We start from the raw sequence: 24,686 nt of genomic DNA on the forward strand, positions 1-24,686 counted from the left end.
AAAATTCTGTCAGACATGGCGTTCAGCAGAGTGGTTTCGGACCCACACCGAGCGCGGCGAGTCCGTCGGCGTAGTCGTCGTAGGCGAGTTGGACGACGTACTCGGCGACCATCTGCGCTCGTTCCCAGTCCTCGTCGTCGGTACACAACTCGTCGAGCAGGTCGAGACCGGTCTGGAGGGTCTGGTCGGTCTCGGTCTTCAACGTTCGAAAGAGGTCGGCTTTCGGCTCGTCGGCCTCGTTGATGAAGAAACTGATGACCTGAATGTGCGCTCGAATCGAGACGAGTCCGCGGCCGACCATCCCCGCCGCGACGCGCTCGATTGCGTCCTCGCGCCCGTGGAGATAGCCGTGCATGACTCCCGGTTCGCTCGGCAGGTCGATATCCTCGTCGAGCACGTCGAGCACCTGCTGGAGGTGTCTCGCCTCCTGGTCGGCGGTCGATTCGAACGCGTCCCGTGCTGACGCCACGGATTCGGTTTCGGCCCACTGTTCGAACGTTTCACGTGCGGCGTGTTCCGAGTACGCCGCCGCCCGGAGGATTGCGGGTTCCGAGAGGTCCGCGTCGGTCAGGGCGATGAGGAGTTTCGACGACCCGAGTCTGTCCAGTTGTGTGTGCTTCGACTGCTCTATCGACTCGCGGAGCGATTCGGCGTCCATGTTCTGTCTGTCGTCGCGGGCGAACGTGAACGTTGGGCAACACGTGCAATACTATCGGAATTGATACTGGGCAGTGAGAATTGAAATACCAAACCCGAACGATATACACTAATGACAGACGCTGCCGGCCAGGTGACGGCTGATATGCGCGCGGGCGTTGACGGCAGAAAACTACTCTCAGCGTTGAATATTGACGCCGAGGAGATTCGACGACGCAAGTCCTTCGTCCGCCTCACGGACGCGGACGAGGAACGTCTCGAAGCGTTGGAACCGATGTTCGACGATGCCGCAGACGACCTCGCCGAGGATTTCTACGACCACCTCGGCGACCACTCGGATGCGATGGCGTTCGTCGGGCGTACGTCGAAGACGCTCGATATTCTGAAAGCCGACCAAGCGACGTATCTGCGCGAACTCACGCGCGGCGAGTACGACGACGATTACTTCGCAAAGCGCGCTCGAATCGGCAAGATTCACGACATGATAGACCTCGGGCCAAAGTACTACCTCGGGGCGTACGTGACGCACTACGAAGGCCTGTTTCGGGCGATTGGCGAACAGGCGAAAGCCGAGTTCGCCGACGGGCAGGCTGAAGGCAACGACGGCGTCTTCGGCGGCCTTCTCGGCCGCGTTCGACCCTCCGGTTCGAACACTGAGAACGCCGTGGACGAGGCTGTCGAGTACGTCATCGACCACATGCTTCCGGTCATGAAACTGCTCTCGCTCGACCAGCAGGTTGCGATGGAGACGTACATTCACTCCTACAGCGAGGCCGCACGACAGGAAGCGGCACGCCGCCGCCGTCTCGCAAACGAGGTCGAATCGGACCTCCAAGCGCCCATCGAGGAAGTCCTCGAACAGTCGCAGGTCATCACCGACCGAACCGACGACATCAAAGATATCGCGCAGACGCAGGCCGACGACATGGAGACCGTTTCGATGGAAGTCTCGGATATGAGTGCGACGGTCGAAGAAATCGCGGCGACGGCCGAAGAAGTCGAGCGCACGAGTGCCGATGCCGCCTCTCGCGCCGCAGAGGGCGAAGACGCCGCGGACGAAGCAATCGACGTGATGCAGGACGTGAGCAGTTCCGCCGAGCGCGCGTCCGACGACGTGCAGCGCCTCCACGACCAAATCGAGGAGATAGACGAGGTGCTCGAAGCCATCAACGACATCGCCGAGCAGACCAACCTGCTCGCGCTCAACGCCTCCATCGAGGCCGCTCGCGCAGGCGAAGCGGGCGACGGATTCGCCGTCGTTGCGAGCGAGGTCAAGAACCTCGCCGAGGAGTCGCAAGCCCGCGCCGCAGAGGTCGAAGAGACCGTCGATAACATCCAATCCGAAGCGAAAGAGACCATCGAGAGTCTCTCGCAGACGACCGGCCGACTCCACGACGGTATCGACCGAGGTGAAGACGTGATGCGAAGCCTGACGGACATCTCGGCCGCGGTCGAACAGGCCAGCGCCGGCATCGGCGAAGTCGCGTCCGCGACCGACGAACAGGCCGTGAGCGCCGAACAAATCGCGGACATGGTTGACCGTGCGAACGTCCACGCCAACGACGTCTCCGAGCAAATCACCGATATCTCCGACGCGAACCGCGCCCAGAACGACCGCGTGCTCGGCATCCGCGAATCGGTCCAGCGCCTCGGCGGCAACGACGACGCGCGGGCGACGAACGCGAAGCGTCCCGTGAGTTCGTCGCCCGACGCGGCCCGGGAGGTCACCAGCGAGGACTACCGAGACGTGCCGTCGGACGTGACTCCGAGCGCCGAGGCCCTCGAAAACGTCTCGTTCGACCAACTCGCCAACGACGGCGGCGCGGAAACGGAATAACGACGCCGTCGAATCTCTGGTGCCGTTATGCTCGGCGAGTAAGTTTTCATCACGTCGGCGAACGTAGTGTGTGGGTATGACGCCCGAAACGCTCGCGGCCCGACTGCGGCGTGGCGACCCGACGACCGTCCTCGACGTGCGAAACCGCGACGAGTTCGAGGAGTGGCACATCGACGGTCCGAGCGTCGATGCGACCCAACTCCCCGCGATTCAGTTCACGCAAGCCGAGATCCGTGGAACAGTGGCCGAACTCGCCGACCGATTCCGCGACGCATCCGAACCGGTGGTCGTCGTCTGCGCCGAGGGGAGAGCGAGCGACCACGTCGCAGCGTTGCTCGAAGAAGAGGGTGTCGCCGCCGAAAACCTCGAAACAGGGATGGACGGCTGGGCGCGCGTCTATCAGTCGGTCGAACTCGACTGCGACGACGCGACCGTCGTTCAGTACCAACGCCCCTCTAGCGGGTGTCTCGCGTACCTCGTCGTCGAGGGCGACGAAGCAGTCGTCATCGACCCACTACGAGCCTTCGCCGACCGCTACGTCGCCGACGCGCGCAGTCGCGGTGCGGACCTCGTCGCCGCGCTCGACACGCACGTCCACGCGGACCACGTGAGCGGGATTCACCGACTCGCAGAGCGGGTGAACGCCGTCGCCACGCTCCCGGTCGGCGCAGTCGAACGCGGACTCGAATCCAACGCGCGACTACTCGAAGACGGCGAGACGCTCACCGTCGGAGAGTGCGATATTTCGGCCGTCGCATCGCCGGGCCACACCTCCGAGATGACGGCCTACCGCGTCGGCGACCTCCTGTTCGTCGGCGATAGTCTCTTCTTGGACAGTGTCGCTCGCCCCGACCTCGAAGACGGTGACGACGGCGCGCCGGCGTTGGCACGGCAACTCCACCAGACGCTCACCGAGCGCTACGCGTCGTTCCCGGACGACGTTCGCATCGCGCCGGGCCACTACAGCGGCCGAACGCTCCCGACGGAAACCGGTGCCTACGTCGCCACTCTCGGCACCTTGCGAGAGCGACTGTCCGCGCTCTCGATGGACGAAGCGGAGTTCCTCGCATTCGTCCTCGACGAGATGCCGCCGCGACCCGCGAACTACGAGCAGATTATCGACGTGAACCTCGGTCGAGAACCGCTCTCGGACGACGAGGCGTTCGCCGTCGAACTCGGGCCGAACAACTGCGCGGTAGCGGGGACGGAAACGGAGTTCGAATCTGGCGCGGGTGACGCGGCCGCTCACGGGTCCTAAGACGGCGAGAAAGAGTAGACTCAGTCGTCAGTCGTCGGCCGCCGCAGCACCGCTCGTGGCGTCGTCTTCGATGCTCGGCGGGTAGACGCCGCGGTCGAGTTTGAGGTCGCTCTGCGGGCGGGCCATACACGTGAGCGCGTACGTCTCTGCTTCTTCGTCGGTCAGTCCGCGCGCGGCGGGTTGGGTGACTTCGCCTTCGAGAATCTCCGCAGAGCAGGCGAGACACATCCCGACGCGACAGGAGTACTCCTGTGCGATGCCTTCTTCGATACAGGCCTTGAGAATCGTCTGTTTGTCGGACACCGTAATCTCCTCACCCGTGCCGACGAACTCGACGGTGTACTCGGTCATACCTCGCCGTTCGAGCGACCACATCAAAACTGTTTATCAAACGTGGCCGGCAGAGCGGGTTCGTTCGCTCACGGCGGCCCCCACGCTGACCCCCCCACGCTGACCCCTTCACCGTCCCCGATTCGATTATCCCGCCGACTCCGCGGTCGAGTGGCCGCGTTCGTCCTCGGCGAGGTCTTTCGACGAACTCATTCGGACCGTCAGCACCGGCACCGTTGCCGTCCGAACGATGCGTTCGGTGACGCTGCCGAGCAGGTAGTGGTCCAGCCCGGTCCGGCCGTGGGTGCCCATGACCACGAGGTCGATGTCGTGGTCCTCGATGTACTGTTTAATCGAACGGAAGGCGGTTCCGGTCACGACTTCGGCTTTCACTTCGACGCCCGCCTGCTCGGCGGCGTCCTCGACTTGGCGGAGAGCGACTTTGCCCTCGCGTTCGAGCGCCGAGATGACGATGTCCGCGCCGGCATCGAGTGAGGTGTAGATACTCGTATCGACGACGTACAGGGCGTGGATTCGCGCGCCGTACGTTTCTGCGAGCGAGACTGCGTGTTCGATGGCTTTGTCGGCCGCACTACTCCCATCTGTTGGTACGAGTATCTCGCGGTACATTACGTTCTACAGTACGTGAGGAAAGATGATAGTTCTAGTTGCTCTCGCCCTCGTCACGTGCGGCTACAATCGCCTCTTCACACGCCTGTAAGCCATCGACGCGCTGCAGTTCGTCGCCGAGTTCGACCGTCTCGACGACCGTCCAGCCTTCGTCCTCGTCGAAGAGAGCGCCTTTGACCCACGTCTCGGTTGCGAAAAGCAGGCTGCGCGCCGGTTCTTCGCTCTCGACCGAAACGACCAGTTCGAACGCGTCCGCGCGGTTCAGCGAACTGAGTTCGGGCGCCTTCAGCGGGCGGGATGGAAGCGATGAGATGAGGCCCATATCCGACTTCTACAGGTCCCAGGGGATGACGTTTTCGAAGCCCCGAATCGGTGCCGAACCCACCGACTCGGAGTCGTAACCTTTTGTTTGTCTGCCGCGACACCTCCTGCCATGTCTTCCTCTCGTGTCGAGCGCCACCTCGACCGGACGACGCTCGCGGTGTGTGCGTTGGCCGGACTGGCGCTCGTCGTTCGTCTCGTCGGACTCGGCGACAGGCCCCTCCACTGGGACGAAGCACGGGTCGGCTACTGGAGTCTCCGCTACCTCGAAACCGGTTACTTCAGCTACCGACCCATCGCCGGCGGTCCCCTCGTCTATATACTCTCGCGGTGGTCGCTGGCACTGTTCGGTCCGACCGACTTCGCGCTTCGACTTCCGGTCGCGGTCTTCGGCGGGGTGCTCCCGCTCGCCGCACTCCTCTTCCGTGGCCGCCTGCGCGACTCGGAAACCGTCGCCTTCGCCGCGATTCTCGCCGCGAGTCCGCTGCTCGTCTACTACGGCCGATTCGCCCGCGGCGACGTGTTCGCTATCGGTTTTACGCTCGTCGCGCTCGGCTTCGCCCTCCGCCTCGTAGACGGGGCGGGACGAGAGAACGCGTACGGTCTCGCGGCCGCCGTCGCACTCGCCATCGGCTCGTCCGGTCTCGGCGTCGTCGCGCTCGTCTGTCTCGGCATCGCGGCGCTCCTCGTCGCCGACCACGCGGCACTCGTGTCGTCGGTTCGACCGATTGCAATGCAACTCGGCACACTCTCGGCACGTCTCGAAGACGCCGTGACGCCCGCCGCCCGCTCGGTCCTCGTCTTCGCCGCGTGCTACATCTTCATGTTCGCGCCACGCGCCGGCGAGACCGACGCCGCGGGTATCGACTCGCCGGGGACGATTCTCACGGCAATCGACGTCGCCATCTTCGAATCGGTCCGGCGCTTCGTCGGCGTCCGAATCGTCCACCGCGGTCCAGACGGAACGCACGAACTCTTACCGTATCTCGCGGACACGGTCGGTCTCGTCGCACTCGCCGCCCTCCCGATTCTCGTCCTCGCGGCCGGAACGTTCCTCATCGACCGCTACACCGCGGGCGGCCCGCGCGAAATCGTCTCCATCGGGACCTACTGGGTGGGCGCATCCGTGGTGTTCGTCCCGATGTTCACCGAAGTCTCGGCCCCGTGGCTCGGCGTCTATCTGGTCGTTCCGCTCGCCATCCCGGCCGCAGTCGGTCTCGCGGCACTCGTTCGGTGGGGACGGACCGCAATCGAGACACAGGACGTCTCTCGGAGCGCACTCGCACTCCTCCTCGCCGTCGCCCTCGTCGCACAGGCGGGCGCGGTCACCGCATCGGACGTGTACGGGTCGAGCGACCGAGACAACCAACTCGCACACTACGCCCAACCGACCGACGACTTCGCGGACTTCCGCGACAACTTCTCGTCGTGGGTGACGCCGGGCGACGGCCAACCCGACGTACTCTACTACGGGCAGTCGATGTACGTCTCTGAGAACTCGACCGCGTTCCCGCCCGTCCCGGAGGCGTGGGGCGAACGACTCCCACTCGATTGGTACGTCGCCCGCGAAGACGCAGAGTCTATCTCCGCGACGACGCCGACGCAGGTCCGCGACCTCGACTCGGTGCCGCCGGTCGTGATTGCGCCGGCGAGCGCTCGCGGCGAGCTATCGCCGATGCTCGACGGCTACGCAGCGACGGAGTACCAGACCGCCCTGTGGGGTCGGTCGGTGGTCGTCTTCGTCGAAAACTGAGTTCGGGGGCTTAGCGGAAGCCCATCGCTTCGATCTGTTCTTGGTAGCGGTTCCGAATGGTGACCTCGGTCACCTGTGCGACGTCTGCGACCTCTCGCTGGGTCTTCTTTTCGTTGCAGAGGAGGGAGGCAGCGTAAATCGCTGCGGCCGCGAAGCCGGTCGGGGACTTGCCGGAGAGCAGTCCTTGTTCTGCCGAGACGTCGATGATTTCGGTCGCTTTGGCCTGTACTTCTTCGGAGAGGTTGAGTGCGGAGGCGAATCGCGGGACGAACTGTTTGGGGTCAACGGGCTTGAGTTCGAGTCCGAGTTCCTGCGAGATGTATCGATAGGTTCGACCGATCTCTTTTTGCGGAACACGGGACACCTCGGCCACCTCGTCGAGCGAGCGCGGGATGCCTTCCTGACGGCAGGCGGCGTAGAGCGCGGACGTTGCGACGCCCTCGATAGACCGCCCGCGAATCAGGTCCTCGTTGAGCGCGCGCCGATAGATGACGGATGCGACCTCACGGACGGAGCGCGGGACACCGAGCGCCGACGCCATGCGGTCGATTTCACTGAGTGCGAACTGGAGGTTGCGCTCACCTGCGTCTTTCGTGCGGATGCGCTCTTGCCACTTGCGCAGCCGGTGCATCTGCGAGCGCTTTTCGGAGGACAGCGAGCGCCCGTAGGCGTCTTTGTCCTTCCAGTCGATGGTCGTCGTCAGGCCGCGGTCGTGCATCGTCTCCGTAATCGGGGCACCGACACGGGACTTGGACTGGCGCTCCGAGTGGTTGAAGGCGCGCCACTCCGGGCCGCGGTCGATCTGACGTTCGTCGAGCACGAGACCACAATCGTCACAGACGAGTTCTCCCTGGTCTGCGTCCGTGACAATCTGGTCAGAGCCACACTCTGGGCAATTGACCCGCTCGTCCTCTTGTGCCGATGTCTCCTCTCGCTGACGCTGCCGGCTCGGACGTTCCATTAAAAGGTTTCTGGTGGAGCGTAAATTTAAATCTTTGTGTTAGGTATTTGACAGACGTCGCTGTCTGCCGATTCGCTGCGGGCGATACCAGAAGATTCGAGTACACCTACTTATACGGTTCCCTGACTAACGGTAACCGAATGGTCCGCGGTACGGTTACAACACTCAGTGTCTGTGTGCTCGTATTGCTCGCTGGGTGCGTTGGCTCCGGCGATATCGCCGGCGGACCGACCACGTCGCCGACGCTCTCCCCGACCGATTCGCCTTCCGAACCAACAGCCACCGCGACGGTGTCCGCGCAGGGCGATATCACCGTCAGGGTGGTCGAAGTCGTCGATGGTGATACGATAAAAGTCGTCATGCCCGACGGCGCGCGAGAGACAGTTCGTCTGCTCGGTGTCGATACGCCCGAGGTCTACGGGTCGAACACGCCCGACGAGTTCGAGGGCGTCCCCGAAACGGAGGAAGGAACCGGGTGCCTGCGTGAGGCCGGATACGCCGCCAGTGACTTCGCAAAGTCCCGACTTTCGAACCGAAGCGTCGAACTCCGATTCGACGAGAAAGCCGGCGAACGCGGCTACTACGGTCGCCTGCTCGCCTACGTCGTCGTCGATGGCTCCGAGTTCAACTACGAACTCCTGACCGAGGGACACGCCCGGTTCTACGACAGTTCCTTCGAAGAACGGGTTCGCTACGAGGAAGCAGAGTTGGACGCACGCGAGCGCGGTGACGGCCTGTGGGCGTGTGCGACCGACGGTGGCTCGGCAGGCGGTTCCGACGCGACCACCGACGACGGACTCTCGCTTTCGGTCGTCGCGGACGCGCCCGGAAACGACAACGAGAACCTCAACGGCGAGTACGTGCGACTCGTGAACGACGGCGACGACGCCATCGACCTCTCTGGCTGGACGATTGCCGACGCTGCGGGCGCGTCGTACACGTTCGCGGACGGGACGACGCTCGACCCCGGCGACCAACTCACGCTGTACACTGGGTCGGGAACCGACTCGGCGACCGAACGCTACTGGGGGCGGGGCGGGGCCGTCTGGAACAACGGCGGCGACACGGTCACGCTAACGACGAGCGACGGGCAACGAGTGCTGACCTACAGCTACGACTAGTCGATTTTCCGTGCAATTCACGCGCGACAGCTCCTTGAGCTATCGCTCACGCAGTTTCGGGGGGAAGGGGCAAGGAGCGTGTGCCCCCACAGACGTTGGTGTGCTATCTAAATGAGTCTCGTGGCCAGTTGATTGCCGAATCGGGGGGAGCCGCTCTCGTCCGCCAGTGATTACTATTGGGCATACACAAAGTTATTTGTATAACCAAAGGATATGTGTGAGCAACATGAGTGCATCCAACACGTCCGGCGTCCAAGCGGCAATCGACACGGGCCGTCCCGCCGACTTGACTCCCATCGTCCTCGAAGCAGACTGTCTGGAATCGACCGCGCCCGAGTACCTCCGCGACCTGAAGGGCGGACTCGCCGACGCGGGCTACCTGCCCGCCGAACTCACGGTCGAGGCTCACTTCGACGAGGACTGTCCGATTGCGGTCCAGCGCGAGGCCGACCGCCTGCGCGAGTACGTGCGCGTCGCCGCATTCCTCGGTGCGGGCCGTCTCGCCGTGGACGTGAACGCCGAATCCCGCCCCGACGACATCGACTCCGCGCTCGCGGCCCTCGAAGAACGCGCCCGCCGCGAGGGAGTCACTTTTGCACGTCGGGCGTCCACAGACGCCTGATGGCAACGAAAGCCGCACTGGAGGCGCAACTCGCGGTCGTCGCGGGATTCGAATCGCCGAAGGTCGCGCTCGAACAGTATCCGACGCCGCCAGAACTCGCCGCACACCTCGTCCACTTCGCCGACCTCCGGGGCGACATCGAAGACCGAACCGTCGTGGACCTCGGGTCCGGAACTGGCATGCTCGCACTCGGTGCTGCCCTCCGCTCACCTGAACGCGTCGTCGGCGTCGAACTCGATGCCGATGCACTCAGCGGTGCCCTCGACAACGCCCGTCGAGTCGGCACCCACACGCCGATTCACTGGGTTCGCGCCGATGCGACCCGTCTACCGCTCTGTTTCGATGAACACGCTGACGACCGAGACGTCACCGTGCTCATGAACCCACCCTTCGGTGCCCAACAGGGCAACGAACACGCCGACCGCGCGTTTCTCGAAACGGTCTCAGAAATCGCCGACGTGTCCTACTCGGTCCACAACGAGGGGAGCAAGGAGTTCGTCGAGTCGTTCGCCAACGACAACGGCGGCGAGTTGACCGACGCGTTCCGCGCGACGTTCGACCTCGAACACCAGTTCGAGTTCCACGAGTCGGCGCGCCACCAACTCGACGCGGAAGTGTTCCGTATCGAGTGGGAGTAATCGGCAGTTTGGATTAGTTGTACGTCTCTTCTCTCGCAACCCGCACTCGCGTGCCGCCGAACTCGGCGAAGATTTTCGACTCGTCTCTGACGAATCGTATCTGGTCGTAGACGACGCTCACGTTCTCGGTCGGCAGCGGCCCTCGGACCGTCTGGTTGTCTCTGTTCACGGCGATGTCGTAGCCCGTCTCGGTCGGAACGATAGAGACGTTTCGCCCGCCGACGATTGGTTCCGAACGCACTGGCCCCGTCGTGTGCGCGAGCACCGTCTCGTTGTCGGTAACGAGGAACACGCGATAAGCGGTCGAACCCCCGGAGACGACGTAGCCGTCGCGGACCGCGGTGACCTCGTCTCGCCAGCCGACGCCGCCGAGGCGAACCGTGGAGTGGCCCGAGAAGGCCAACTGCCCGGCCGAGACGGCCGTCGTCCATATTCCGCGCCTCTCACTCTGGACGATGACCCCCGAGGTGTTCGTCGTAGTCGATTCGCCGAACAGTTCGAGGTCGAAAGCGGCGGTCAGTCCGTTCGGGACGTTCTCGGCGTAGGTCACCTCGTAGTCGCGGACCGTCACCGATTCGCCGGGCAGGTCCTCGCCGCTGGCCGTATAGAGGTTGTACGGCACCGACGGTCCGACTAAACTCGCGCTCACGAGGATGAGAACAGTGAATCCGACCTGCCAGCGACCGGCGGAAAACAGCGTTCCCTCGGTCGCATCGCGCTTGAGCGGTCGATACGACGAGGCGACAGTCAGCGCGACGATGAGCGCTAAGACGACGATGAGCGCGAAGCCGACCGCGCGGAACAGGACGTACGTTCCCGACCCGCGGAACCAGTAGACGGCCCACATCGACTCGCCGACGGCGAAGAGGAGGACGCCCGCGAAGCTTCGAAGCCCGCTGGGTGGCGTCTCGTTCCGCGAACGCATCAGTCCGATGCCGAGGAGGAGACCCGTCAAGAGACCGAGCGCGTGGCCTTGCAGGGCGATTTCGGCCCACCACGGCGAGGAGAACACCGGTCCCGCGCTCGCGGTCAACTCGGGCGAAATCATCGCGTCGTAGAACAGGCGAAGCACGCGCCCCGAGAAGAACACGAGAATCGTCGTCAGCGGGCGCGTGACGAGTGCGAACCCGGCGAAGGCGAAGACCACGCCCGAGAAGCCGATGACCGGCCCGAGTGCGAACACCGACCCGAGCAGTCCGACGACGAAGACGACGAGCGGGAAGACGACGAAGGCGCGAACGTAGGGGTTCTCGCGCCACGACCCGAACGACGTCGAACCGCGTCGTGTCGGGTAGTGACTCCAGATGTACTCCGCGAGTGGGGCGAGCGTCAGCGTCCCGACGAGGTTTCCGGTGAGGTGTCCGGCCCCCGAGTGGGAGAATGCGGCGAACGCCATCCCCGTCGGGTAGAGATACGACCACGCTCGGAAGGGAACGACGAGCGGTCGGTACCACGACGAGTAGCCGCCCTGAACGAAGAGATAGACGCCGAGGACGCCCGCGACGCTGACGAGCGTCCCCCACGGGAGGCCGAAGAGGAAGCGACGACGGAGCTGTCGCGTGATTCGTCCGGGCTTATCGACGAGCGTGAGTGCCGCGAGCGCGACGACGAGGGCGACGATAAGTGCAAGCCGGTGGAACGGAATCCAACCGGGAAGAGAGAGCATATGCTACCTGTGTCGTGCGAACGTGTCGTAATGAAACCCGCGGAGAAAAGTGTGCGGGCTGTCAGCGAAGCACACGAGCCAGACGGTCACGACGCGTCAGCGATGCGGCCTGCGGCGGTCGTACTCGCGCGAGTGCCGCGATTAGATTTTGCTCTCGGCGTCTTCTGCGAGTTCTTCCATTCGCTTGCCGACGCGGCCGGCACTGGAGAACTCGTCGGTACTCATCGCACTTGCGAGTGCGTTGCCGAGTACGAAGACGGCGTGCTTGTGCTCGCTCTTGGATTTGTGGACGTGCGAGGGGTCTACGCTGAGTTCGTCGTAGGGGTCGAACAGGCCGTCTGGGACCTCTTCGCGCGCCTGGAAGTGTTCTTTGATGATGACCATCTGTTCGTGTAGCTCGAGCAGCTCGTCTTTGTGCATGAGAGTTCGTTAGGTGCGAGGGTATTTTAACAGTTATTGGAACCGTCTGTCAGGAATCTCAGAAGACGTACTCGTCTTCGTGACCCATCATTCCGTCGTCTTCGAAGGTATGGTCGTCCGTTGACATCGGGCCACTCGTCTTGTACGCACGGATTCCCGTAGACAGGAGGTCTTCGATTGCTTCATCGCGGTTCACGAACTCGCCTTGTTCGACGAGCTGCACGATTTGCATCTCCAGGTGTTCCGGCACGGTAATCTCTACTTTGGGCATCTGAACGTCCGACGCTTTGAAAGGGCTGTATTTAACTCTGCCGGGGAATCCATTTGTATATCAATCCAATTTACCGACACATTAGTGAACGGCAACACATTTTCACGGCGATTTCTGCCCATTCCAATCGATGAGTCGTTAGTGATACGTGTATCGGGTCGAAGGATACGACATGAGCAACGATGTGACCCATCTCTACGAGGAGTTCGGTGGCGAGCGTCTCCCGCCGGGACAGCGAGAGACACAGCGCTTTCCCGTCCTCTCGAAGAGCGGCACGCCCTCGTGGGACCCCGAGACGTGGGCGTTCGAAGCCTGGGGTGCGGTGGACAACCCGCTCTCCCTCTCGTTCGACGAGTTCCGAGACCTGCCCTCCGAGACGCAGATTCAGGACTTCCACTGCGTCACCGGGTGGAGCAAGTTCGACTGCGAGTTCGAGGGCGTCACGTTCCCGACGCTCGCCGAGGAAGCGGGCGTCCAGTCCGACGCGGTCCACGTGATGTTCCACGCGCTCGACGGCTACACGACGAACCTCCCGCTCGAAACCTGCATGCGCGACGAGGTCATGTTCGTCTGGGGCTACGACGGCGACGACCTGCCGGCGGACCACGGCGGCCCCCTCCGCGTCGTCACCCCGCACAAGTACGCGTACAAGGGCGCGAAGTGGGTCACTGGCGTCGAGTTCCTCACCGAACCCGAACGCGGCTACTGGGAGAAGCGCGGCTACTCGAACACCGCGAACCCGTGGAACGAAGAGCGGTACAGTTAGACGGCCTCGGTTTTTCAAACGGCTGTCCTCACGTGCTCCGCTCTTTTCGGACGAGTTCCGCACAGCGCTCGGGATGCGAGAGGTACGGAATGTGTCCCGCATCGACGGTTTCGAACCGCACGTCCGGGAGTAACTCGACGAAGCGGCGCACCTCGTCGGGTGTTCCGAGCGGGTCGTGGTCACCCCAGATGACTGTCGTCGGTCGCTCGACCGAACGCAGCTCCGCGTCACGGATACAGCGTCCCTGTCGCCACCCACGAACCCCGATGAGCGCGTCGAACTCGCTTCGCCCCGCCAGCGCCGATTTCGGGTCTGCTTCGTGGGCGGCGATAGCGCGGACGAAGGCTGGATGCCGTTCGATTGCGTCCGCTTCCCCGAACACCGCGGCCACGTCGTAGACGCCCGCCTCGCCCGATTTCTGGAATCGTCTGATGACGCTCCCGAGGAGCGGGGTCGCAAGCAACCGAAACGCGAGCGGTGGCGACGTGCCAGGGAACCCCGGGACGGCGCCGACGAGGAACAATCGACGGACTCGTTCGGGATGAGACCCCGCGAACAGAATGCTCGCGTGGCCGCCCATGGAGTGACCGACGAGGTCGGCGCGCTCGATTCCCATCTCGTCGAGGACGCCTTCGAGCGTGCTGACAACGGTCTGCCGGACGTTCGAGGCAGTGTAGACGAACCCGTCGCTCGACCCGTACCCCGGTCGGTCGAAAGTGAGCATTCGCGTGTTCTCGTACTGCCCCATCAGTGGCGCGAGAAAGGCCCCGAATTCGGCCGTCCCGTGGACGAAAACCAGTGGGACGTCGTCGTCTGGCGGCGCTGCGTCGTCACTCGGTGGATTCGTGGGTCCAGTGTCGAGAACGTGCACACGCACACGGGGGCGCTCGAGTTCGACGAATCTCGATTGCGCGTCGAGTCCCGCGTCTTCCAACAGCACATCTCGTGCGCGCTCGAACGCGGCCGTCGGACCGTACGGTGAACGCGCGACCGTCTCCGTGTCACTTCTCCACCGTGTCGCCATCGACTCTCCTCCAGTGCTCGCCCGATTCTCTCACCGCTCGTTTCGGACCGAACTGTTGGTACACGTACGCCTTGTTCAAGGTTAACAATTAGCAAGAAAAGGGAATTCTCCCGTTCGACAGCCGAACCAGCGGATTGGTGGGCAGAACCGTCGGTCGAGGTCGCCGAGCGACAGCCACTCGTGTCGGGACAGAAGGGAGAGGTTCAAGCGTCCCCGGTCCTGAACGTCGTGCGATGGAACCGTTGCGGACCGACGAGATCGTAACCCAGCTCGTCAGTAGGTCGGTTCGAATCGCCGCACCGCCGGTCGAGGCGGCGCTCGCGGCGATGAAGCGTCCACGAACGATGTGGACGGCGGACGACGAACCTACTGTCGTTGGCGGCGGCGAAGCCGTCGCGGTCGAGGCCGACGGCCCCGCCCGACTCACTCGCGTCCGCGAGACGGCGACCGCACTGTTCGCCGACGCGGATTTCGACGGCCCCGAGGTCGCCCAACCGCGCTTTTTCGGCGGACTCGCCTTCCACGAGGACGCGACCGGCCGCGACCCGTGGACCGACTTTCCGGCCGCGCGCTTCGTCGTCCCCGAGGTGCAACTCGTCTTCGACGGCGACGACGCGTGGGTGACACTAACTGTCCGCGACGGAGACGCCGAGTCGCTCGCAGACCGATTAGAAGACCTCAGTGAGACGTTCGAGTCACTCACAGAGACCACGCCCGCGGACCCCCCGGGCGTGGTGGGTCGCCACCGAACGACGTCGCTGGAGGCGTGGCACGAGAGCGTCGATGCCGCCGTCTCGCGGATTCGCGCCGGCGACCTTCGGAAAGTCGTGCTCGCGCAGGCGCTCGAAGTCGAACTCGAAGCGGCGATTTCGGTCCCGGACATGCTGGCCCGCCTCGGGACGGCTTACCCGGACTGTCACCGCTTCCTCGTCGAACCCGAGACGGGCGCGAGCTTTGTGGGCGCGACGCCCGAGCGCCTCGTCTCGATTCGAGGGAAGACGGTCGAAACCGGTGCGCTGGCCGGGACGACCGGTCGCGGCGATACCGACGACGAAGACGAGTGGCTCGCCGAAGAGTTGCTGGCGAGCACGAAGGACAACCACGAACACGAACTCGTCGCGGAGGCGATTCGGGAGCAACTCGACCCCTTCTGCGAGTCGATTCGCGTCGGCGAGCGCGGCATCCGAAAGCTCGCCACCGTCCAGCACCTCTGGACGCCGATCGACGCGACGCTCGAACAGGACGAACACGTGCTGTCGGTCGTCGAAGCGCTCCACCCGACGCCCGCAGTCGGCGGACTACCGCCTGCGGAGGCATTCGACGTGATACGCGACACCGAACCGTTCGACCGTGGCTGGTACGCCGCACCAGTCGGCTGGTTCGACGCCGACGGCAACGGCAGTTTCGCGGTGGCGATTCGCTCGGCCGTCGTGAACGAGACGCTTGCGACGCTCTTCGCTGGCGTCGGCCTCGTCGCCGACTCGGACCCCGACGCAGAGTGGGACGAAGTGCAACTCAAATACCGACCGATTCTGGACGAACTCGAAGATTAAGATGACTGCGCCGAACCGAAACGCCCTCTGGGCACGGACGTTTGTCGATGAACTGGCTCGCACCGGCATCAACGCGGTGTGTATCGCCCCCGGCAGTCGCTCGACGCCGCTCACAGAGGCGTTCGACCGCCACGACGACATCGAGACGTTCTCGCACCTCGACGAGCGTTCTGCGGCCTACTTCGCACTCGGGAGAGCGCGGCGGACGGGTGACGTGACGCCAATCGTCTCTACCTCGGGGACGGCCGCGGCGAACTTTCACCCCGCCGTCATCGAAGCCTCGCAGGCCCGCGTGCCGATGCTCGTGCTCACTGCCGACCGCCCACCGGAAATCCGCGACAGCGGCGCGAACCAGACAATCGACCAAGAGAAACTGTTCGGCGACGCGGTGCGCTGGTACAAGGACATGCCCGAACCGGAGGCGACCGACCGCAAACTCCGCGGGCTTCGAACCAGCGCCGCCCGCGCCGTCTCGGAGGCGACCGGCGCGGACGCGGGACCGGTCCACCTCAACTTCCCGTTCCGAAAGCCGCTCGAACCGGTCTACGTCGAAGGCGACGTTCCCGACGGTCTCAGCCGTGAGGCCCTCGATGGCCGCGAGGGCGACAAACCGTACGTCAAGACCGAACGGAGCGTCCCCGAACTCTCGGAGGACCGCCTGCGAAAACTCGCCGACGAACTCTCGGTAGACCGCGGACTCATCGTCGCCGGACCCGCCGACGCGCCGGGGTTCAACTCCGAAGCAATCGTCGCTCTGGCGCACGCCACCGGCTTCCCAGTCGTCGCCGACCCGCTCTCTGGACTCCGATTCGGCGGCCACACCCGAACGACGACCGTTCTCGGCGGCTACGACGCCTACCTCGACGAGCGCGTCACCGACGACTGGGCCGACCCGGAAGTCGTCTTCCGAATCGGCGCGTCGCCCACGTCCAAACCGCTCCGAAAGTACCTCGCGCGGACCGACGCACGGCAGTTCCTCGTGGACCCGACGGGTCGCTGGCGAGAGGCCGAGTTCACGGCGACCGACCTCCTCGAAGCCGACCCGTCGATGCTCGCGTGGCGACTCTCGCAACTCGTCCGAAACCGACCAGACACGGAGTGGAACCAGCGGTGGAAAGACGCAGAGGCCGCCCACTGGAACGTGGTCGAGTCGGCTGACGAGGCGTACGAAGGCAAGGTTGCATCCACCGTCGCCGACCTCGCGCCCGAACCGGCGACCATCTTCGTCTCGAACTCGATGCCCGTCCGCGACATCGACCGTTTTGGACGACCATCCGAGCAATCGCGGACCGTCCTCGGCAACCGCGGTGCCTCGGGAATCGACGGTATCACCTCCGCCGCGCTCGGTGCCGGGTCGGCGACGACCGACCACCTCACCTTGCTGACCGGCGATATCGCCTACTACCACGACATGAACGGCCTGCTCGCACTGGGCCGACTCGGTATCGAAGCGACCATCGTCCTCGTCAACAACGACGGCGGCGGCATCTTCCACATGCTCCCCATCGAGGAGTACGAACCGCCCTTTACGGACCAGTTCAAGACGCCGCACGGTCTCGACTTCTCGGCGACCGAAGGGCTGTACGACCTCTCGTTCCAGTCGGTCTCGCCCGACGAGTTCGCCGACGCCTACGCCGACTCAGTTGCGTCCGATGGCACCGACGTCATCGAGGTCAGATTCGACGCCGAATCGTCGCACGGAGTGCGCGACGAGTTGCGAGAGCGCGTCGTCGAAGAGTTGACCGGGTAGCCGCAAAACGGTTGATCGACTGACTTTTCTGCCGGGGGTTTGAGAGTGGGCGTATGTCCTCCTCGCTGTATCGACAGTACGTCCAGACGGGCCACGTCGCGGCGGCGCTCGTCGGGCTACTCGTCTTCGCCTACGCTTTCGTCGTGCAACTCGAAGCCTTCACTGGTATCTTCGCCGGTGCGACCGCTGCGCTCGGAGTCTTACTCCTCTCTGACCTCGCTGAACGGGGTTATCCCCCCGTGCTCGGCCTCCGGGGAACGTACGCGCTCGTGGTGGGCGTCGTCGCCTTCCTCGTGGTGTGGTTCGTGACCCAGCGTCCGCTCTCCGGCCTCGGAATCGCACCCCTTCTCGCCGTGTCTGTCTGGGCACTCGCGTGGCTCTGGCGGAACGGCTACCCCGAGTCGCTGGGCCGGCGTCGCTCTCTCGTCACGGGATTCGTCGGGACCGGGTTGGTCGCCTACGGGTCGCTCTACGGAGTGACCTCGTTTCTCGCGGGCGTCTGTGCCGCACTCCTCGTCGGACTCGGGTCGTGGCTGACGAGTCCGCGTGGGCCCGTCCTCGACTAGTTCGGCGTCTCGTTCTCCGTGCGCTCGGCTTCCTCTCGTGCTCCGAGTAGCCGACCGGCCGCTTCGTAGAGCACGATATCGAGAACGACCGACAGGCCGCCGACGAGTCCGCCAACGATGCTCGCAATCGACCCGCCGAACAGGGCGAACAGCGCGAACGAAAGGGGCTGTACGCCGCCTTCCAGAACGTTCACGACGAGGATGACGAGAAGCAGGCCAAGCAGAAACACCGCACCGATAGCCCCACCAGCGACGATGCCACGGAGGAGGAGCGAACGACGCTCACCGTCTCGAATTCGAGCGAGTCCGCCTCCCTGTAACGCCCACCGAGTCGCACCAAACACGAGTAGCCACAGATAGCCGAAGGCGAGCACGCCGGGAAGCGTCCCGAACCCCGAAAGCGACCCCGCGAGGAACCCTGCTGTGTGTCCTGCGAGCAGTAAGACGAGACTCAGGAGAGTGAGGTTGAACGACGAGACGACCCACGCCTCGAACTCGTTCGTTTCAGCCATGCGCGAGCACCTCCGCGAGCGTGACGAGGACGAGCAACCCGCCTGCGGTGGCGGCGTAGAGCTTGCTCAGAAGTGCCCCGTTTTGCATCGCCCGCTCTCGAAGTCGAAGGACGACGAGCGTCCGCAGAAACGACCCGACGACGAACGCGAGGACGACGACGAGTTTCACCGTCAGAATCGACCCCCACCGCGTCTCCGGACCCGGCGGGCCGAGCGCGCCGAGGTTGCCGACGCCCGTGACGACCATCACGCCCATCGTCGCCCAGAATAACCACTCGTACGTCGTTGCGAGCGAGTGCGGAACGTCGCCGTCCGCTCTGAACACTGCCCACGCGAACACGGCGCTTCCGAACACGAACGCCATTCCGACGACGTGGACGAGACGAACGAGGAGGGACGACGCGAGCGACATCGATTCTGTTATTTCTGCTTCAGTGACAAATACGCTTGGACGAGGGGAAGCCACCGCCGCAAGCGAATCTTTTTGCGCCAACCGCACCGCATTTCGGTATGGTCTCGGAGATTTTCGACCCCGACCGATGGGAACCGGTCGAGGGGTCCGACGAGTTCGACGACATCACCTACCACCGCGGCGTGGACGTACCGGCCGTTCGTATCGCCTTCGACCGCCCGGCGGTACGCAACGCCTTCCGTCCCGGCACCGTGGACGAACTGTACGCCGCCCTCGACCACGCGCGCAAGCAAGCCGATATCGGCTGTGTCCTCTTGACTGGGAACGGTCCCTCACCCAAAGACGGCGGGTGGGCGTTCTGTTCCGGCGGCGACCAGTCGGTTCGGGGTGGCTCGGGCTACGAGTACCGCGACGACGACGAGGCCGACGCGTCCGACGACCCGCTCGTCCGCGAGGCGAAAGCCGGCCGCCTGCACATCCTCGAAGTCCAGCGACTCATTCGCTTCATGCCCAAGCCGGTCGTCGCCGTCGTTCCCGGCTGGGCGGTCGGCGGCGGTCACTCCCTCCACGTCGTCTGTGACATGACGCTCGCTTCGGCGGAGCACGCGAAGTTCCTCCAGACCGACCCCGACGTGGCGTCCTTCGACGGCGGCTTCGGCTCGGCGTACCTCGCCAAGCAGGTCGGCCAGAAGAAGGCCCGTGAGGTGTTCTTCCTCGGCAAGACCTACTCCGCCGAAGAGGCCGTTGACATGGGCATGGCGAACGAAGCCGTCCCGCACGACGAACTCGAAGCAGTGGCGCTCGACTGGGCCGACGAGATGACGAAGAAGTCGCCGACGGCGATGCGGATGCTCAAGTACGCCTTCAACATGACCGACGACGGCATGGTCGGCCAGCAGGTCTTCGCCGGCGAAGCGACCCGACTCGGCTACATGACCGACGAGGCAAAAGAGGGCCGCGACGCCTTCTTGGAGAAGCGCGAGCCGCGCTTCCGCGACTATCCGTGGCACTACTGACCCACGTTTTTCCGGTTCGGGGTCGCTGAGCGACCCACTCCCCGCAAAAATCTGGAGGCAAAAAAGCCGCGAGACTCGGCCTTTGGCCTCGCTCACGGTTCAGTAAACGTGAAAATACTGTAGGATGCTTTGTTCAAACCCTCTGTTGCTGATAGCTTTCGAGTGACAGCGACGTGCGCTCTACAGCCCCGCCGAGCACCGGTATCGGGACGACCAGCTATGCCTCCGAAGTTGTATTCGCAACCCAACCCGGTTTCTGAACGCTGGTGCTGCCTACCTCGGACAGAGTGTACGTCTCTGTCATCTTCCGGGTGTGGTAGTCGATCCAGACGAATTCGTACTCGAAGTGACGGATGACTCCGTTTTCATCTATCAGAAGTGTCGCTGAGAACTCCTCGAAGTACGAATTCGGGGCCCCACCCCCCGCCCAGCCGGGTAGCGCATCGACACCGGTGACCTCGTAGCGCATCACCGGAACGCCTCGGTACGTCTCAACGCCTTCGCGCTGGTAGGTGGCGTCGATCGAAACGAACGCGAGCACGCGCAGGCTTCCGCTGTCGTTGTTGAACCATCCACGCCAGAGATATTTGTCGCTCGATTCGTTGAACACCGACTCGGGGGTGAGTTTCCTCACCATCGTGCGATTGTCTGGAAGCAGAACGTACTCTGTACTTCCATTCGAGTAGATGGTACTGTTCCCTGAAAAGTAGCCGTCGGTGTGGACGAGGTACTGTGAGTCACTGGGTTCGACAAGAAACCGAGCCGTTTCGTTCATGTACGTAAAGTTGTTCTCTGAACGAGCGGGAGCGCGTTCCTTCCGTGTTCTCTCGGCTGCGAGTGTGAAATTCGTGTTCGCCATCTCGGTCGTGTGTCGGTCGAACACTGACTGATTGATATCCGACGCATCCGGGAACTGGTTGGGAGAGGGCTGGTTCTCACTCGCTCCCGGAAGTCCGGCACACCCTGCGAGAACCAACAGGGCGATAACGACTATCGCCGGGAGTGGGGACGTACGCATAGAACCCTGTATAATGGCAATATGATTAACTGTGGGGGAGTTCCAACACCAGATAGAATTGCTGCCACCGTAGCTCTGTGCCACGGTCTCGGTTCGCAGGCACTACTCAGCGGATAGACTAGGGTGAGTGAGATGGAATAAGCGAACTCTCAGTGATGAATGTACCCTGTGTGGTTCCCGCCACACCTGTCAACACTTGTGGATTTCACAGTGCTCTGTAAGTGAACACTCGACCACTTCAAGATTTTAGGCACGCCAAAACTTCGGAACGATTTTATACATTTAGGCAAGCCTAAAACCATGGTTAACGACGACACGTCGCCTGACGGACCGAGCAGAAGAGATTATCTGAAGTACACCGGCGCGGTGCTCGGCGGTACGATACTCGCCGGCTGTACCGGTAGCTCGAACGGTGAGTCCGCTGAATCGACCACCGAAGAAGCAACTTCGACGCCGGAAGCAACTGAGGAAGCGACCGAAACGGCGACCGAGACCCCAGAAGAAGACACCTCGTACTCGGTGTCGATGGCTCCGGTCGGCGAGGTTACGTTCGACGCAGTTCCAGAGCGCTGGATCGCCTACGACGGCGGCTACGCCGACATGGGTGTCGCACTCGGCAAGGGCGACAGCATGACCGGCATCGGCGGTGCAGGCCGGTACTACACCTACTACTACGACGAGTTGCCGGGCGTGAGCGTGGACCGCGACACCATCGAGAACAACCAGCTCTCGGACGCGGACATGTCCAAGGAGATATTCTACGAGTTGGACAACGACGTCCACGTGATGGACCCCGAGATGCTCAAAAACTGGTTCGGGTGGAAACAGGAGGACGTTGACGAGATTACCGACAACGTCGCACCCTTCGTGGGCAATCTCAACTTCCGCCGCGAAGACGAGTGGCACGACTACCGCTACTACACGCTCTACGGAGCGTTCGAGAAGGTCGCCGAACTCTTCCAAGAACAGGAGCGGTTCGAGGCGTTCGAAGCCCTCCACGAGGAGTTCGTCGCCGACGTTCAGCGACAACTCCCACCTGCCGACTCTCGCCCCAACGTCCTGCTCGTCTACGCCGGCAGCGACGAACCCGAGGCGTTCTCGCCGTACCGCCTCAACGACAAGGGCACGAGCAAGAAACAGTGGAACGACCTCGGCGTGAGCGACGCACTCGCGGGAACGGGCATCGAGGGCCTGAGCACGACCGACCGCGGGAAAATCGACTACGAGACGATGCTCGAAATCGACCCCGACGTCATCATGCTCCGCGCTCACGAGCGAAAATCCGCACAGGAGTTCCGCGACACCGTCCTCGACTTCATGCGCTCGCACCCCGTCGCAAAAGAACTCTCGGCGGTTCAGAACGGCCGCGTCTATCGCGGCGGCTACCTGTTCCAGGGCCCGATTCACAACCTGTTCTTGACCGAACGCGGCGCGAAGCAACTCTACCCCGACGTGTTCGGCGAGGTGACCGGCGATGCCGAACTGTTCGACCGCCAGCGAGTCGCCGACATCGTCACGGGCGACTTCTAACCTCGCGGTCGCTCGATTACGGCCCCGCACTCTTTCGTTTCGATAGGAAGTTACTCACACCTACGGTTCTGCTACTAGAACAATGAGCACGCAGGACATCTCTCGCACGCAGGCGTGGGTGATGGCGTCGCGGCCGCAGACGCTCCCGGCGGCCGCCGCGCCCGTGCTCGTCGGGACTGCCCTCGCGGTCCACGACGGGCTATTCGCCCCGCTTCCGGCCTTCGCCGCGCTCGTCGGCGCACTTCTCATCCAGATTGGAACCAACTTTGCGAACGACTACTACGACGCCGTACAGGGCGCGGACACCGACGCCAGAGAGGGCTTCACGCGCGTCACGGCGGGCGGACTCATCGCCCCCGAGACGGTCAAGCGAGCGATGTACCTCACCTTCGCCACCGCAATCGTCCTCGGAACCTACCTCGTCTACGTCGGCGGCGTCCCGATTCTCGTCATCGGCCTGCTCTCTGTCGCCTCCGGCATCGCCTACACCGGCGGCCCCTACCCCCTCGGCTACCACGGCCTCGGCGACCTGTTCGTCTTCGTCTTCTTCGGACTCGTCGCCGTCGTCGGCACTTACTACGTCCAAGCCGTGAGCCTCCTCGCTGCGCCGCTCACAGTCGGTATCCCTCCTGAGACGGTCCCCATCACCGCGATTCTCGCCAGTCTCCCCATCGCGGCCATCTCGACGGATATCCTCGTCGTGAACAACGTCCGCGACAGAGAAGAGGACGCGACGACCGGGAAGCGAACGCTCGCCGTCCGGTACGGTTACGGATTCGCTCGCGCCGAGTTCGTCGTCATGCTCGCGCTCGCCTACGCGGTTCCCGTGCTCCTGTGGACGCGCGCCGGGTTCGACTGGTTCGTCCTCCTCCCCCTGCTCTCGATGCCCTTCGCGGCGCGAATCGCGCAGACGATGCTCAACGAGACGACCGGCGCGGCGCTCAACCCCGCGCTGGAAGACACCGGGAAGTTGCTCGCGCTCTACGCCGTGGCCTTCTCCGTCGGTCTCGTGCTCGCCTGATGCGAATTAGTGAGTTCTCCCTCGACCTCGCCCACCCGCTGGAGACGGCGAAGGGACCAATCGAAAGCCGCGATGGATTCCTCGTCGCCGTCGAACACCAGGGCGAACGAGGAGTCGGCGAAGCGACTCCACTGCCGGGATGGACCGAATCGCTCGAAGACTGCCGTGCTGCACTGGATGCCGTAGACGACCCCGCCGAAGCGCTGGACGACGGTGCACTGGACGACACACCGGCGGCACGACACGCGGTTTCGCTCGCCCTCGCTGACGCCGCGGCCCGGGCGCGAGACGAACCGCTCGTCACCACGCTAGCCACGAACTCACACACCTCGCTTCCGGTGAACGCGACCATCGGTGACGGAGATAGAGAAACGACAGTTGGAGACGCCAAAACGGCGGTTTTAGACGGATTCGATTGCCTCAAAATCAAGGTCGGCGCGCGTGGTGTGGCCGACGATGTCGAGCGTCTCCGCGCCGTCAGAGAGGCAGTCGGTCCGGAGGTTTCGATTCGCGCCGATGCGAACGGGGCGTGGGACCGCTGGACCGCCGACGAGTTCCTCTCGGGCGTCGCCGACTTCGACCTCGAATACCTCGAACAACCACTCCCGGCCGAGGAACTCGCGGGCCACGCCGTCCTTCGACGCCTGCACGATACACCCATCGCCCTCGACGAATCGCTCGCACACATCTCTCCCCAGCGCGTACTCGCCTCGAACGCCGCGGACGTACTCGTCTGTAAGCCCATGGCGCTCGGCGGCCCGGACCGAGTTCTCTCGGTCGCAGAGATGGCCGCTCAATCTGCGGTCGGTGTCGTCGTCACCACCACCATCGACGCCGTGGTCGCTCGTCTCGGCGCGCTCCACGTTGCGGCCGCGCTCTCGTCCACGCGAGCACACGGACTTGCGACGGCTTCGTTACTCGAATCGGACCTCGCCACTGACCCTGCCCCCGTCCGAAACGGGTCGATGGCGGTCCCCGAAATTTCCGGTCTCGGCATCGACCCGTCCGACCTGTTCTAATCGCCCGCCAGCCC

At 63.8% G+C, this 24,686-nt stretch carries 26 protein-coding genes; 14 read left to right on the top strand and 12 right to left on the bottom strand.

What is annotated here, in order from left to right; translation table 11 throughout:
- Window positions 1-22 precede the first annotated feature (22 nt).
- A complete protein-coding gene (locus ACFQJC_RS08825; protein WP_390222957.1) occupies window positions 23-658 on the bottom strand; it encodes a rubrerythrin family protein in 636 nt (211 codons plus the stop codon).
- A gap of 111 nt (window positions 659-769) precedes the next feature.
- Between ACFQJC_RS08825 and ACFQJC_RS08830 the strand changes: the two genes are divergently transcribed.
- Together ACFQJC_RS08830 and ACFQJC_RS08835 are read left to right on the top strand one after the other, a co-directional pair.
- On the top strand, window positions 770-2,494 hold the full coding sequence (locus ACFQJC_RS08830) for a globin-coupled sensor protein (protein ID WP_390222958.1): 1,725 nt from the start codon (window positions 770-772) through the stop codon (window positions 2,492-2,494).
- 76 nt (window positions 2,495-2,570) lie between these two features.
- Window positions 2,571-3,752 (top strand): MBL fold metallo-hydrolase, encoded by a 1,182-nt coding sequence (locus ACFQJC_RS08835; RefSeq protein ID WP_390222959.1) that lies wholly within the window; start codon window positions 2,571-2,573, stop codon window positions 3,750-3,752.
- Window positions 3,753-3,779: 27 nt separating this feature from the next.
- Here the strand turns inward: ACFQJC_RS08835 and ACFQJC_RS08840 are convergent, their stop codons facing one another.
- From ACFQJC_RS08840 to ACFQJC_RS08850, 3 genes are all read right to left on the bottom strand, one after another.
- Window positions 3,780-4,103 (bottom strand): 2Fe-2S iron-sulfur cluster-binding protein, encoded by a 324-nt coding sequence (locus tag ACFQJC_RS08840; RefSeq protein ID WP_390222960.1) that lies wholly within the window; start codon window positions 4,101-4,103, stop codon window positions 3,780-3,782.
- A 126-nt stretch (window positions 4,104-4,229) separates the two neighbouring features.
- Window positions 4,230-4,712, bottom strand: a complete 483-nt coding sequence (locus ACFQJC_RS08845) for a universal stress protein (protein WP_390222961.1) — start codon at window positions 4,710-4,712, stop codon at window positions 4,230-4,232.
- Window positions 4,713-4,746: 34 nt separating this feature from the next.
- Window positions 4,747-5,034, bottom strand: coding sequence for a DUF7964 domain-containing protein (locus tag ACFQJC_RS08850; RefSeq protein WP_390222962.1), 288 nt, complete (start codon window positions 5,032-5,034; stop codon window positions 4,747-4,749).
- Between the two features lie 111 nt (window positions 5,035-5,145).
- Between ACFQJC_RS08850 and ACFQJC_RS08855 the strand changes: the two genes are divergently transcribed.
- Complete coding sequence (locus ACFQJC_RS08855; RefSeq protein WP_390222963.1) at window positions 5,146-6,786, top strand: flippase activity-associated protein Agl23; 1,641 nt, start codon at window positions 5,146-5,148, stop codon at window positions 6,784-6,786.
- A gap of 10 nt (window positions 6,787-6,796) precedes the next feature.
- Here ACFQJC_RS08855 and ACFQJC_RS08860 read toward each other — a convergent pair whose 3' ends face one another.
- Entirely contained in the window at window positions 6,797-7,747 is a 951-nt protein-coding gene (locus ACFQJC_RS08860) for a transcription initiation factor IIB (RefSeq protein ID WP_390222964.1), read from the bottom strand.
- Between the two features lie 140 nt (window positions 7,748-7,887).
- Here ACFQJC_RS08860 and ACFQJC_RS08865 point away from each other — a divergent pair, with 140 nt between their 5' ends.
- The 3 genes from ACFQJC_RS08865 to ACFQJC_RS08875 all read left to right on the top strand — a co-directional run bounded on the left by ACFQJC_RS08865 (window position 7,888) and on the right by ACFQJC_RS08875 (window position 10,128).
- A complete protein-coding gene (locus ACFQJC_RS08865) occupies window positions 7,888-8,868 on the top strand; it encodes a lamin tail domain-containing protein (RefSeq protein ID WP_390222965.1) in 981 nt (326 codons plus the stop codon).
- 226 nt (window positions 8,869-9,094) lie between these two features.
- On the top strand, window positions 9,095-9,490 hold the full coding sequence (locus ACFQJC_RS08870) for a DUF7961 family protein (protein ID WP_390222966.1): 396 nt from the start codon (window positions 9,095-9,097) through the stop codon (window positions 9,488-9,490).
- Window positions 9,490-10,128, top strand: coding sequence for an METTL5 family protein (locus ACFQJC_RS08875; RefSeq protein ID WP_390222967.1), 639 nt, complete (start codon window positions 9,490-9,492; stop codon window positions 10,126-10,128). The genes ACFQJC_RS08870 and ACFQJC_RS08875 overlap by 1 nt, the downstream gene beginning before the upstream one ends.
- Before the next feature lie 13 nt (window positions 10,129-10,141).
- On the opposite strand, the gene ACFQJC_RS08880 is transcribed toward ACFQJC_RS08875, so the two are convergent.
- The 3 genes from ACFQJC_RS08880 to ACFQJC_RS08890 form a co-directional block, all read right to left on the bottom strand.
- On the bottom strand, window positions 10,142-11,794 hold the full coding sequence (locus tag ACFQJC_RS08880; RefSeq protein ID WP_390222968.1) for a rhomboid family intramembrane serine protease: 1,653 nt from the start codon (window positions 11,792-11,794) through the stop codon (window positions 10,142-10,144).
- 141 nt (window positions 11,795-11,935) lie between these two features.
- Entirely contained in the window at window positions 11,936-12,214 is a 279-nt protein-coding gene (locus tag ACFQJC_RS08885) for a UPF0058 family protein (protein ID WP_390222969.1), read from the bottom strand.
- Window positions 12,215-12,272: 58 nt separating this feature from the next.
- A complete protein-coding gene (locus ACFQJC_RS08890) occupies window positions 12,273-12,485 on the bottom strand; it encodes a ribbon-helix-helix domain-containing protein (protein ID WP_390222970.1) in 213 nt (70 codons plus the stop codon).
- A 172-nt stretch (window positions 12,486-12,657) separates the two neighbouring features.
- On the opposite strand from ACFQJC_RS08890, the gene ACFQJC_RS08895 reads away from it, so the two are divergent.
- The gene (locus tag ACFQJC_RS08895) at window positions 12,658-13,251 is read left to right on the top strand and encodes a sulfite oxidase-like oxidoreductase (RefSeq protein ID WP_390222971.1); all 594 of its coding nucleotides are present in this window, start codon (window positions 12,658-12,660) and stop codon (window positions 13,249-13,251) included.
- Window positions 13,252-13,279: 28 nt separating this feature from the next.
- On the opposite strand, the gene ACFQJC_RS08900 is transcribed toward ACFQJC_RS08895, so the two are convergent.
- Complete coding sequence (locus ACFQJC_RS08900; protein WP_390222972.1) at window positions 13,280-14,275, bottom strand: alpha/beta fold hydrolase; 996 nt, start codon at window positions 14,273-14,275, stop codon at window positions 13,280-13,282.
- A gap of 233 nt (window positions 14,276-14,508) precedes the next feature.
- On the opposite strand from ACFQJC_RS08900, the gene ACFQJC_RS08905 reads away from it, so the two are divergent.
- Genes ACFQJC_RS08905 through ACFQJC_RS08915 form a run of 3 tightly spaced genes read left to right on the top strand, consistent with a single transcriptional unit; the run spans window position 14,509 to window position 18,144 of the window.
- A complete protein-coding gene (locus ACFQJC_RS08905; RefSeq protein WP_390222973.1) occupies window positions 14,509-15,828 on the top strand; it encodes an isochorismate synthase in 1,320 nt (439 codons plus the stop codon).
- Window position 15,829: 1 nt separating this feature from the next.
- Window positions 15,830-17,578 (top strand): 2-succinyl-5-enolpyruvyl-6-hydroxy-3-cyclohexene-1-carboxylic-acid synthase, encoded by a 1,749-nt coding sequence (menD, locus tag ACFQJC_RS08910; RefSeq protein ID WP_390222974.1) that lies wholly within the window; start codon window positions 15,830-15,832, stop codon window positions 17,576-17,578.
- Between the two features lie 53 nt (window positions 17,579-17,631).
- Complete coding sequence (locus ACFQJC_RS08915; RefSeq protein WP_390222975.1) at window positions 17,632-18,144, top strand: hypothetical protein; 513 nt, start codon at window positions 17,632-17,634, stop codon at window positions 18,142-18,144.
- Here ACFQJC_RS08915 and ACFQJC_RS08920 read toward each other — a convergent pair.
- On the bottom strand, window positions 18,141-18,656 hold the full coding sequence (locus ACFQJC_RS08920) for a DUF7965 family protein (RefSeq protein ID WP_390222976.1): 516 nt from the start codon (window positions 18,654-18,656) through the stop codon (window positions 18,141-18,143). The genes ACFQJC_RS08915 and ACFQJC_RS08920 overlap by 4 nt on opposite strands.
- Window positions 18,649-19,068 carry a hypothetical protein gene (locus ACFQJC_RS08925; RefSeq protein ID WP_390222977.1) on the bottom strand — a complete coding sequence of 140 codons (420 nt, stop codon included), beginning with the start codon at window positions 19,066-19,068 and terminating at the stop codon, window positions 18,649-18,651. Before ACFQJC_RS08925 ends, ACFQJC_RS08920 begins: the two co-directional genes overlap by 8 nt.
- A 98-nt stretch (window positions 19,069-19,166) precedes the next feature.
- Here ACFQJC_RS08925 and ACFQJC_RS08930 point away from each other — a divergent pair, with 98 nt between their 5' ends.
- Window positions 19,167-20,084: a 1,4-dihydroxy-2-naphthoyl-CoA synthase gene (locus ACFQJC_RS08930; protein WP_390222978.1), complete on the top strand. Its 918-nt coding sequence runs from the start codon at window positions 19,167-19,169 to the stop codon at window positions 20,082-20,084.
- A gap of 217 nt (window positions 20,085-20,301) precedes the next feature.
- Here ACFQJC_RS08930 and ACFQJC_RS08935 read toward each other — a convergent pair whose 3' ends face one another.
- The gene (locus ACFQJC_RS08935; protein WP_465261522.1) at window positions 20,302-21,102 is read right to left on the bottom strand and encodes a DUF7537 family lipoprotein; all 801 of its coding nucleotides are present in this window, start codon (window positions 21,100-21,102) and stop codon (window positions 20,302-20,304) included.
- Between the two features lie 300 nt (window positions 21,103-21,402).
- Between ACFQJC_RS08935 and ACFQJC_RS08940 the strand changes: the two genes are divergently transcribed.
- The 3 genes from ACFQJC_RS08940 (at window position 21,403) to ACFQJC_RS08950 (ending at window position 24,672) form a co-directional block, all read left to right on the top strand.
- Window positions 21,403-22,632: an ABC transporter substrate-binding protein gene (locus ACFQJC_RS08940; protein ID WP_390222980.1), complete on the top strand. Its 1,230-nt coding sequence runs from the start codon at window positions 21,403-21,405 to the stop codon at window positions 22,630-22,632.
- A gap of 82 nt (window positions 22,633-22,714) precedes the next feature.
- A complete protein-coding gene (locus ACFQJC_RS08945; protein ID WP_390222981.1) occupies window positions 22,715-23,653 on the top strand; it encodes a 1,4-dihydroxy-2-naphthoate polyprenyltransferase in 939 nt (312 codons plus the stop codon).
- The gene (locus ACFQJC_RS08950) at window positions 23,653-24,672 is read left to right on the top strand and encodes a mandelate racemase/muconate lactonizing enzyme family protein (protein WP_390222982.1); all 1,020 of its coding nucleotides are present in this window, start codon (window positions 23,653-23,655) and stop codon (window positions 24,670-24,672) included. Before ACFQJC_RS08945 ends, ACFQJC_RS08950 begins: the two co-directional genes overlap by 1 nt.
- The last annotated feature ends 14 nt before the right edge of the window (window positions 24,673-24,686 follow it).

Source organism: Haloferax namakaokahaiae, assembly GCF_042663225.1.
In the GTDB taxonomy this organism is placed as follows: Archaea; Halobacteriota; Halobacteria; order Halobacteriales; family Haloferacaceae; genus Haloferax; species Haloferax namakaokahaiae.

Bases quoted from the DNA above. Each gene is read 5' to 3' on its own strand.
- ACFQJC_RS08825 (WP_390222957.1), bottom strand. From the start codon at position 658: ATGGACGCCGAATCGCTCCGCGAGTCGATAGAGCAGTCGAAGCACACA.
- ACFQJC_RS08830 (WP_390222958.1), top strand. From the start codon at position 770: ATGACAGACGCTGCCGGCCAGGTGACGGCTGATATGCGCGCGGGCGTT.
- ACFQJC_RS08835 (WP_390222959.1), top strand. From the start codon at position 2,571: ATGACGCCCGAAACGCTCGCGGCCCGACTGCGGCGTGGCGACCCGACG.
- ACFQJC_RS08840 (WP_390222960.1), bottom strand. From the start codon at position 4,103: ATGACCGAGTACACCGTCGAGTTCGTCGGCACGGGTGAGGAGATTACG.
- ACFQJC_RS08845 (WP_390222961.1), bottom strand. From the start codon at position 4,712: ATGTACCGCGAGATACTCGTACCAACAGATGGGAGTAGTGCGGCCGAC.
- ACFQJC_RS08850 (WP_390222962.1), bottom strand. From the start codon at position 5,034: ATGGGCCTCATCTCATCGCTTCCATCCCGCCCGCTGAAGGCGCCCGAA.
- ACFQJC_RS08855 (WP_390222963.1), top strand. From the start codon at position 5,146: ATGTCTTCCTCTCGTGTCGAGCGCCACCTCGACCGGACGACGCTCGCG.
- ACFQJC_RS08860 (WP_390222964.1), bottom strand. From the start codon at position 7,747: ATGGAACGTCCGAGCCGGCAGCGTCAGCGAGAGGAGACATCGGCACAA.
- ACFQJC_RS08865 (WP_390222965.1), top strand. From the start codon at position 7,888: ATGGTCCGCGGTACGGTTACAACACTCAGTGTCTGTGTGCTCGTATTG.
- ACFQJC_RS08870 (WP_390222966.1), top strand. From the start codon at position 9,095: ATGAGTGCATCCAACACGTCCGGCGTCCAAGCGGCAATCGACACGGGC.
- ACFQJC_RS08875 (WP_390222967.1), top strand. From the start codon at position 9,490: ATGGCAACGAAAGCCGCACTGGAGGCGCAACTCGCGGTCGTCGCGGGA.
- ACFQJC_RS08880 (WP_390222968.1), bottom strand. From the start codon at position 11,794: ATGCTCTCTCTTCCCGGTTGGATTCCGTTCCACCGGCTTGCACTTATC.
- ACFQJC_RS08885 (WP_390222969.1), bottom strand. From the start codon at position 12,214: ATGCACAAAGACGAGCTGCTCGAGCTACACGAACAGATGGTCATCATC.
- ACFQJC_RS08890 (WP_390222970.1), bottom strand. From the start codon at position 12,485: ATGCCCAAAGTAGAGATTACCGTGCCGGAACACCTGGAGATGCAAATC.
- ACFQJC_RS08895 (WP_390222971.1), top strand. From the start codon at position 12,658: ATGAGCAACGATGTGACCCATCTCTACGAGGAGTTCGGTGGCGAGCGT.
- ACFQJC_RS08900 (WP_390222972.1), bottom strand. From the start codon at position 14,275: ATGGCGACACGGTGGAGAAGTGACACGGAGACGGTCGCGCGTTCACCG.
- ACFQJC_RS08905 (WP_390222973.1), top strand. From the start codon at position 14,509: ATGGAACCGTTGCGGACCGACGAGATCGTAACCCAGCTCGTCAGTAGG.
- menD (WP_390222974.1), top strand. From the start codon at position 15,830: ATGACTGCGCCGAACCGAAACGCCCTCTGGGCACGGACGTTTGTCGAT.
- ACFQJC_RS08915 (WP_390222975.1), top strand. From the start codon at position 17,632: ATGTCCTCCTCGCTGTATCGACAGTACGTCCAGACGGGCCACGTCGCG.
- ACFQJC_RS08920 (WP_390222976.1), bottom strand. From the start codon at position 18,656: ATGGCTGAAACGAACGAGTTCGAGGCGTGGGTCGTCTCGTCGTTCAAC.
- ACFQJC_RS08925 (WP_390222977.1), bottom strand. From the start codon at position 19,068: ATGTCGCTCGCGTCGTCCCTCCTCGTTCGTCTCGTCCACGTCGTCGGA.
- ACFQJC_RS08930 (WP_390222978.1), top strand. From the start codon at position 19,167: ATGGTCTCGGAGATTTTCGACCCCGACCGATGGGAACCGGTCGAGGGG.
- ACFQJC_RS08935 (WP_465261522.1), bottom strand. From the start codon at position 21,102: ATGCGTACGTCCCCACTCCCGGCGATAGTCGTTATCGCCCTGTTGGTT.
- ACFQJC_RS08940 (WP_390222980.1), top strand. From the start codon at position 21,403: ATGGTTAACGACGACACGTCGCCTGACGGACCGAGCAGAAGAGATTAT.
- ACFQJC_RS08945 (WP_390222981.1), top strand. From the start codon at position 22,715: ATGAGCACGCAGGACATCTCTCGCACGCAGGCGTGGGTGATGGCGTCG.
- ACFQJC_RS08950 (WP_390222982.1), top strand. From the start codon at position 23,653: ATGCGAATTAGTGAGTTCTCCCTCGACCTCGCCCACCCGCTGGAGACG.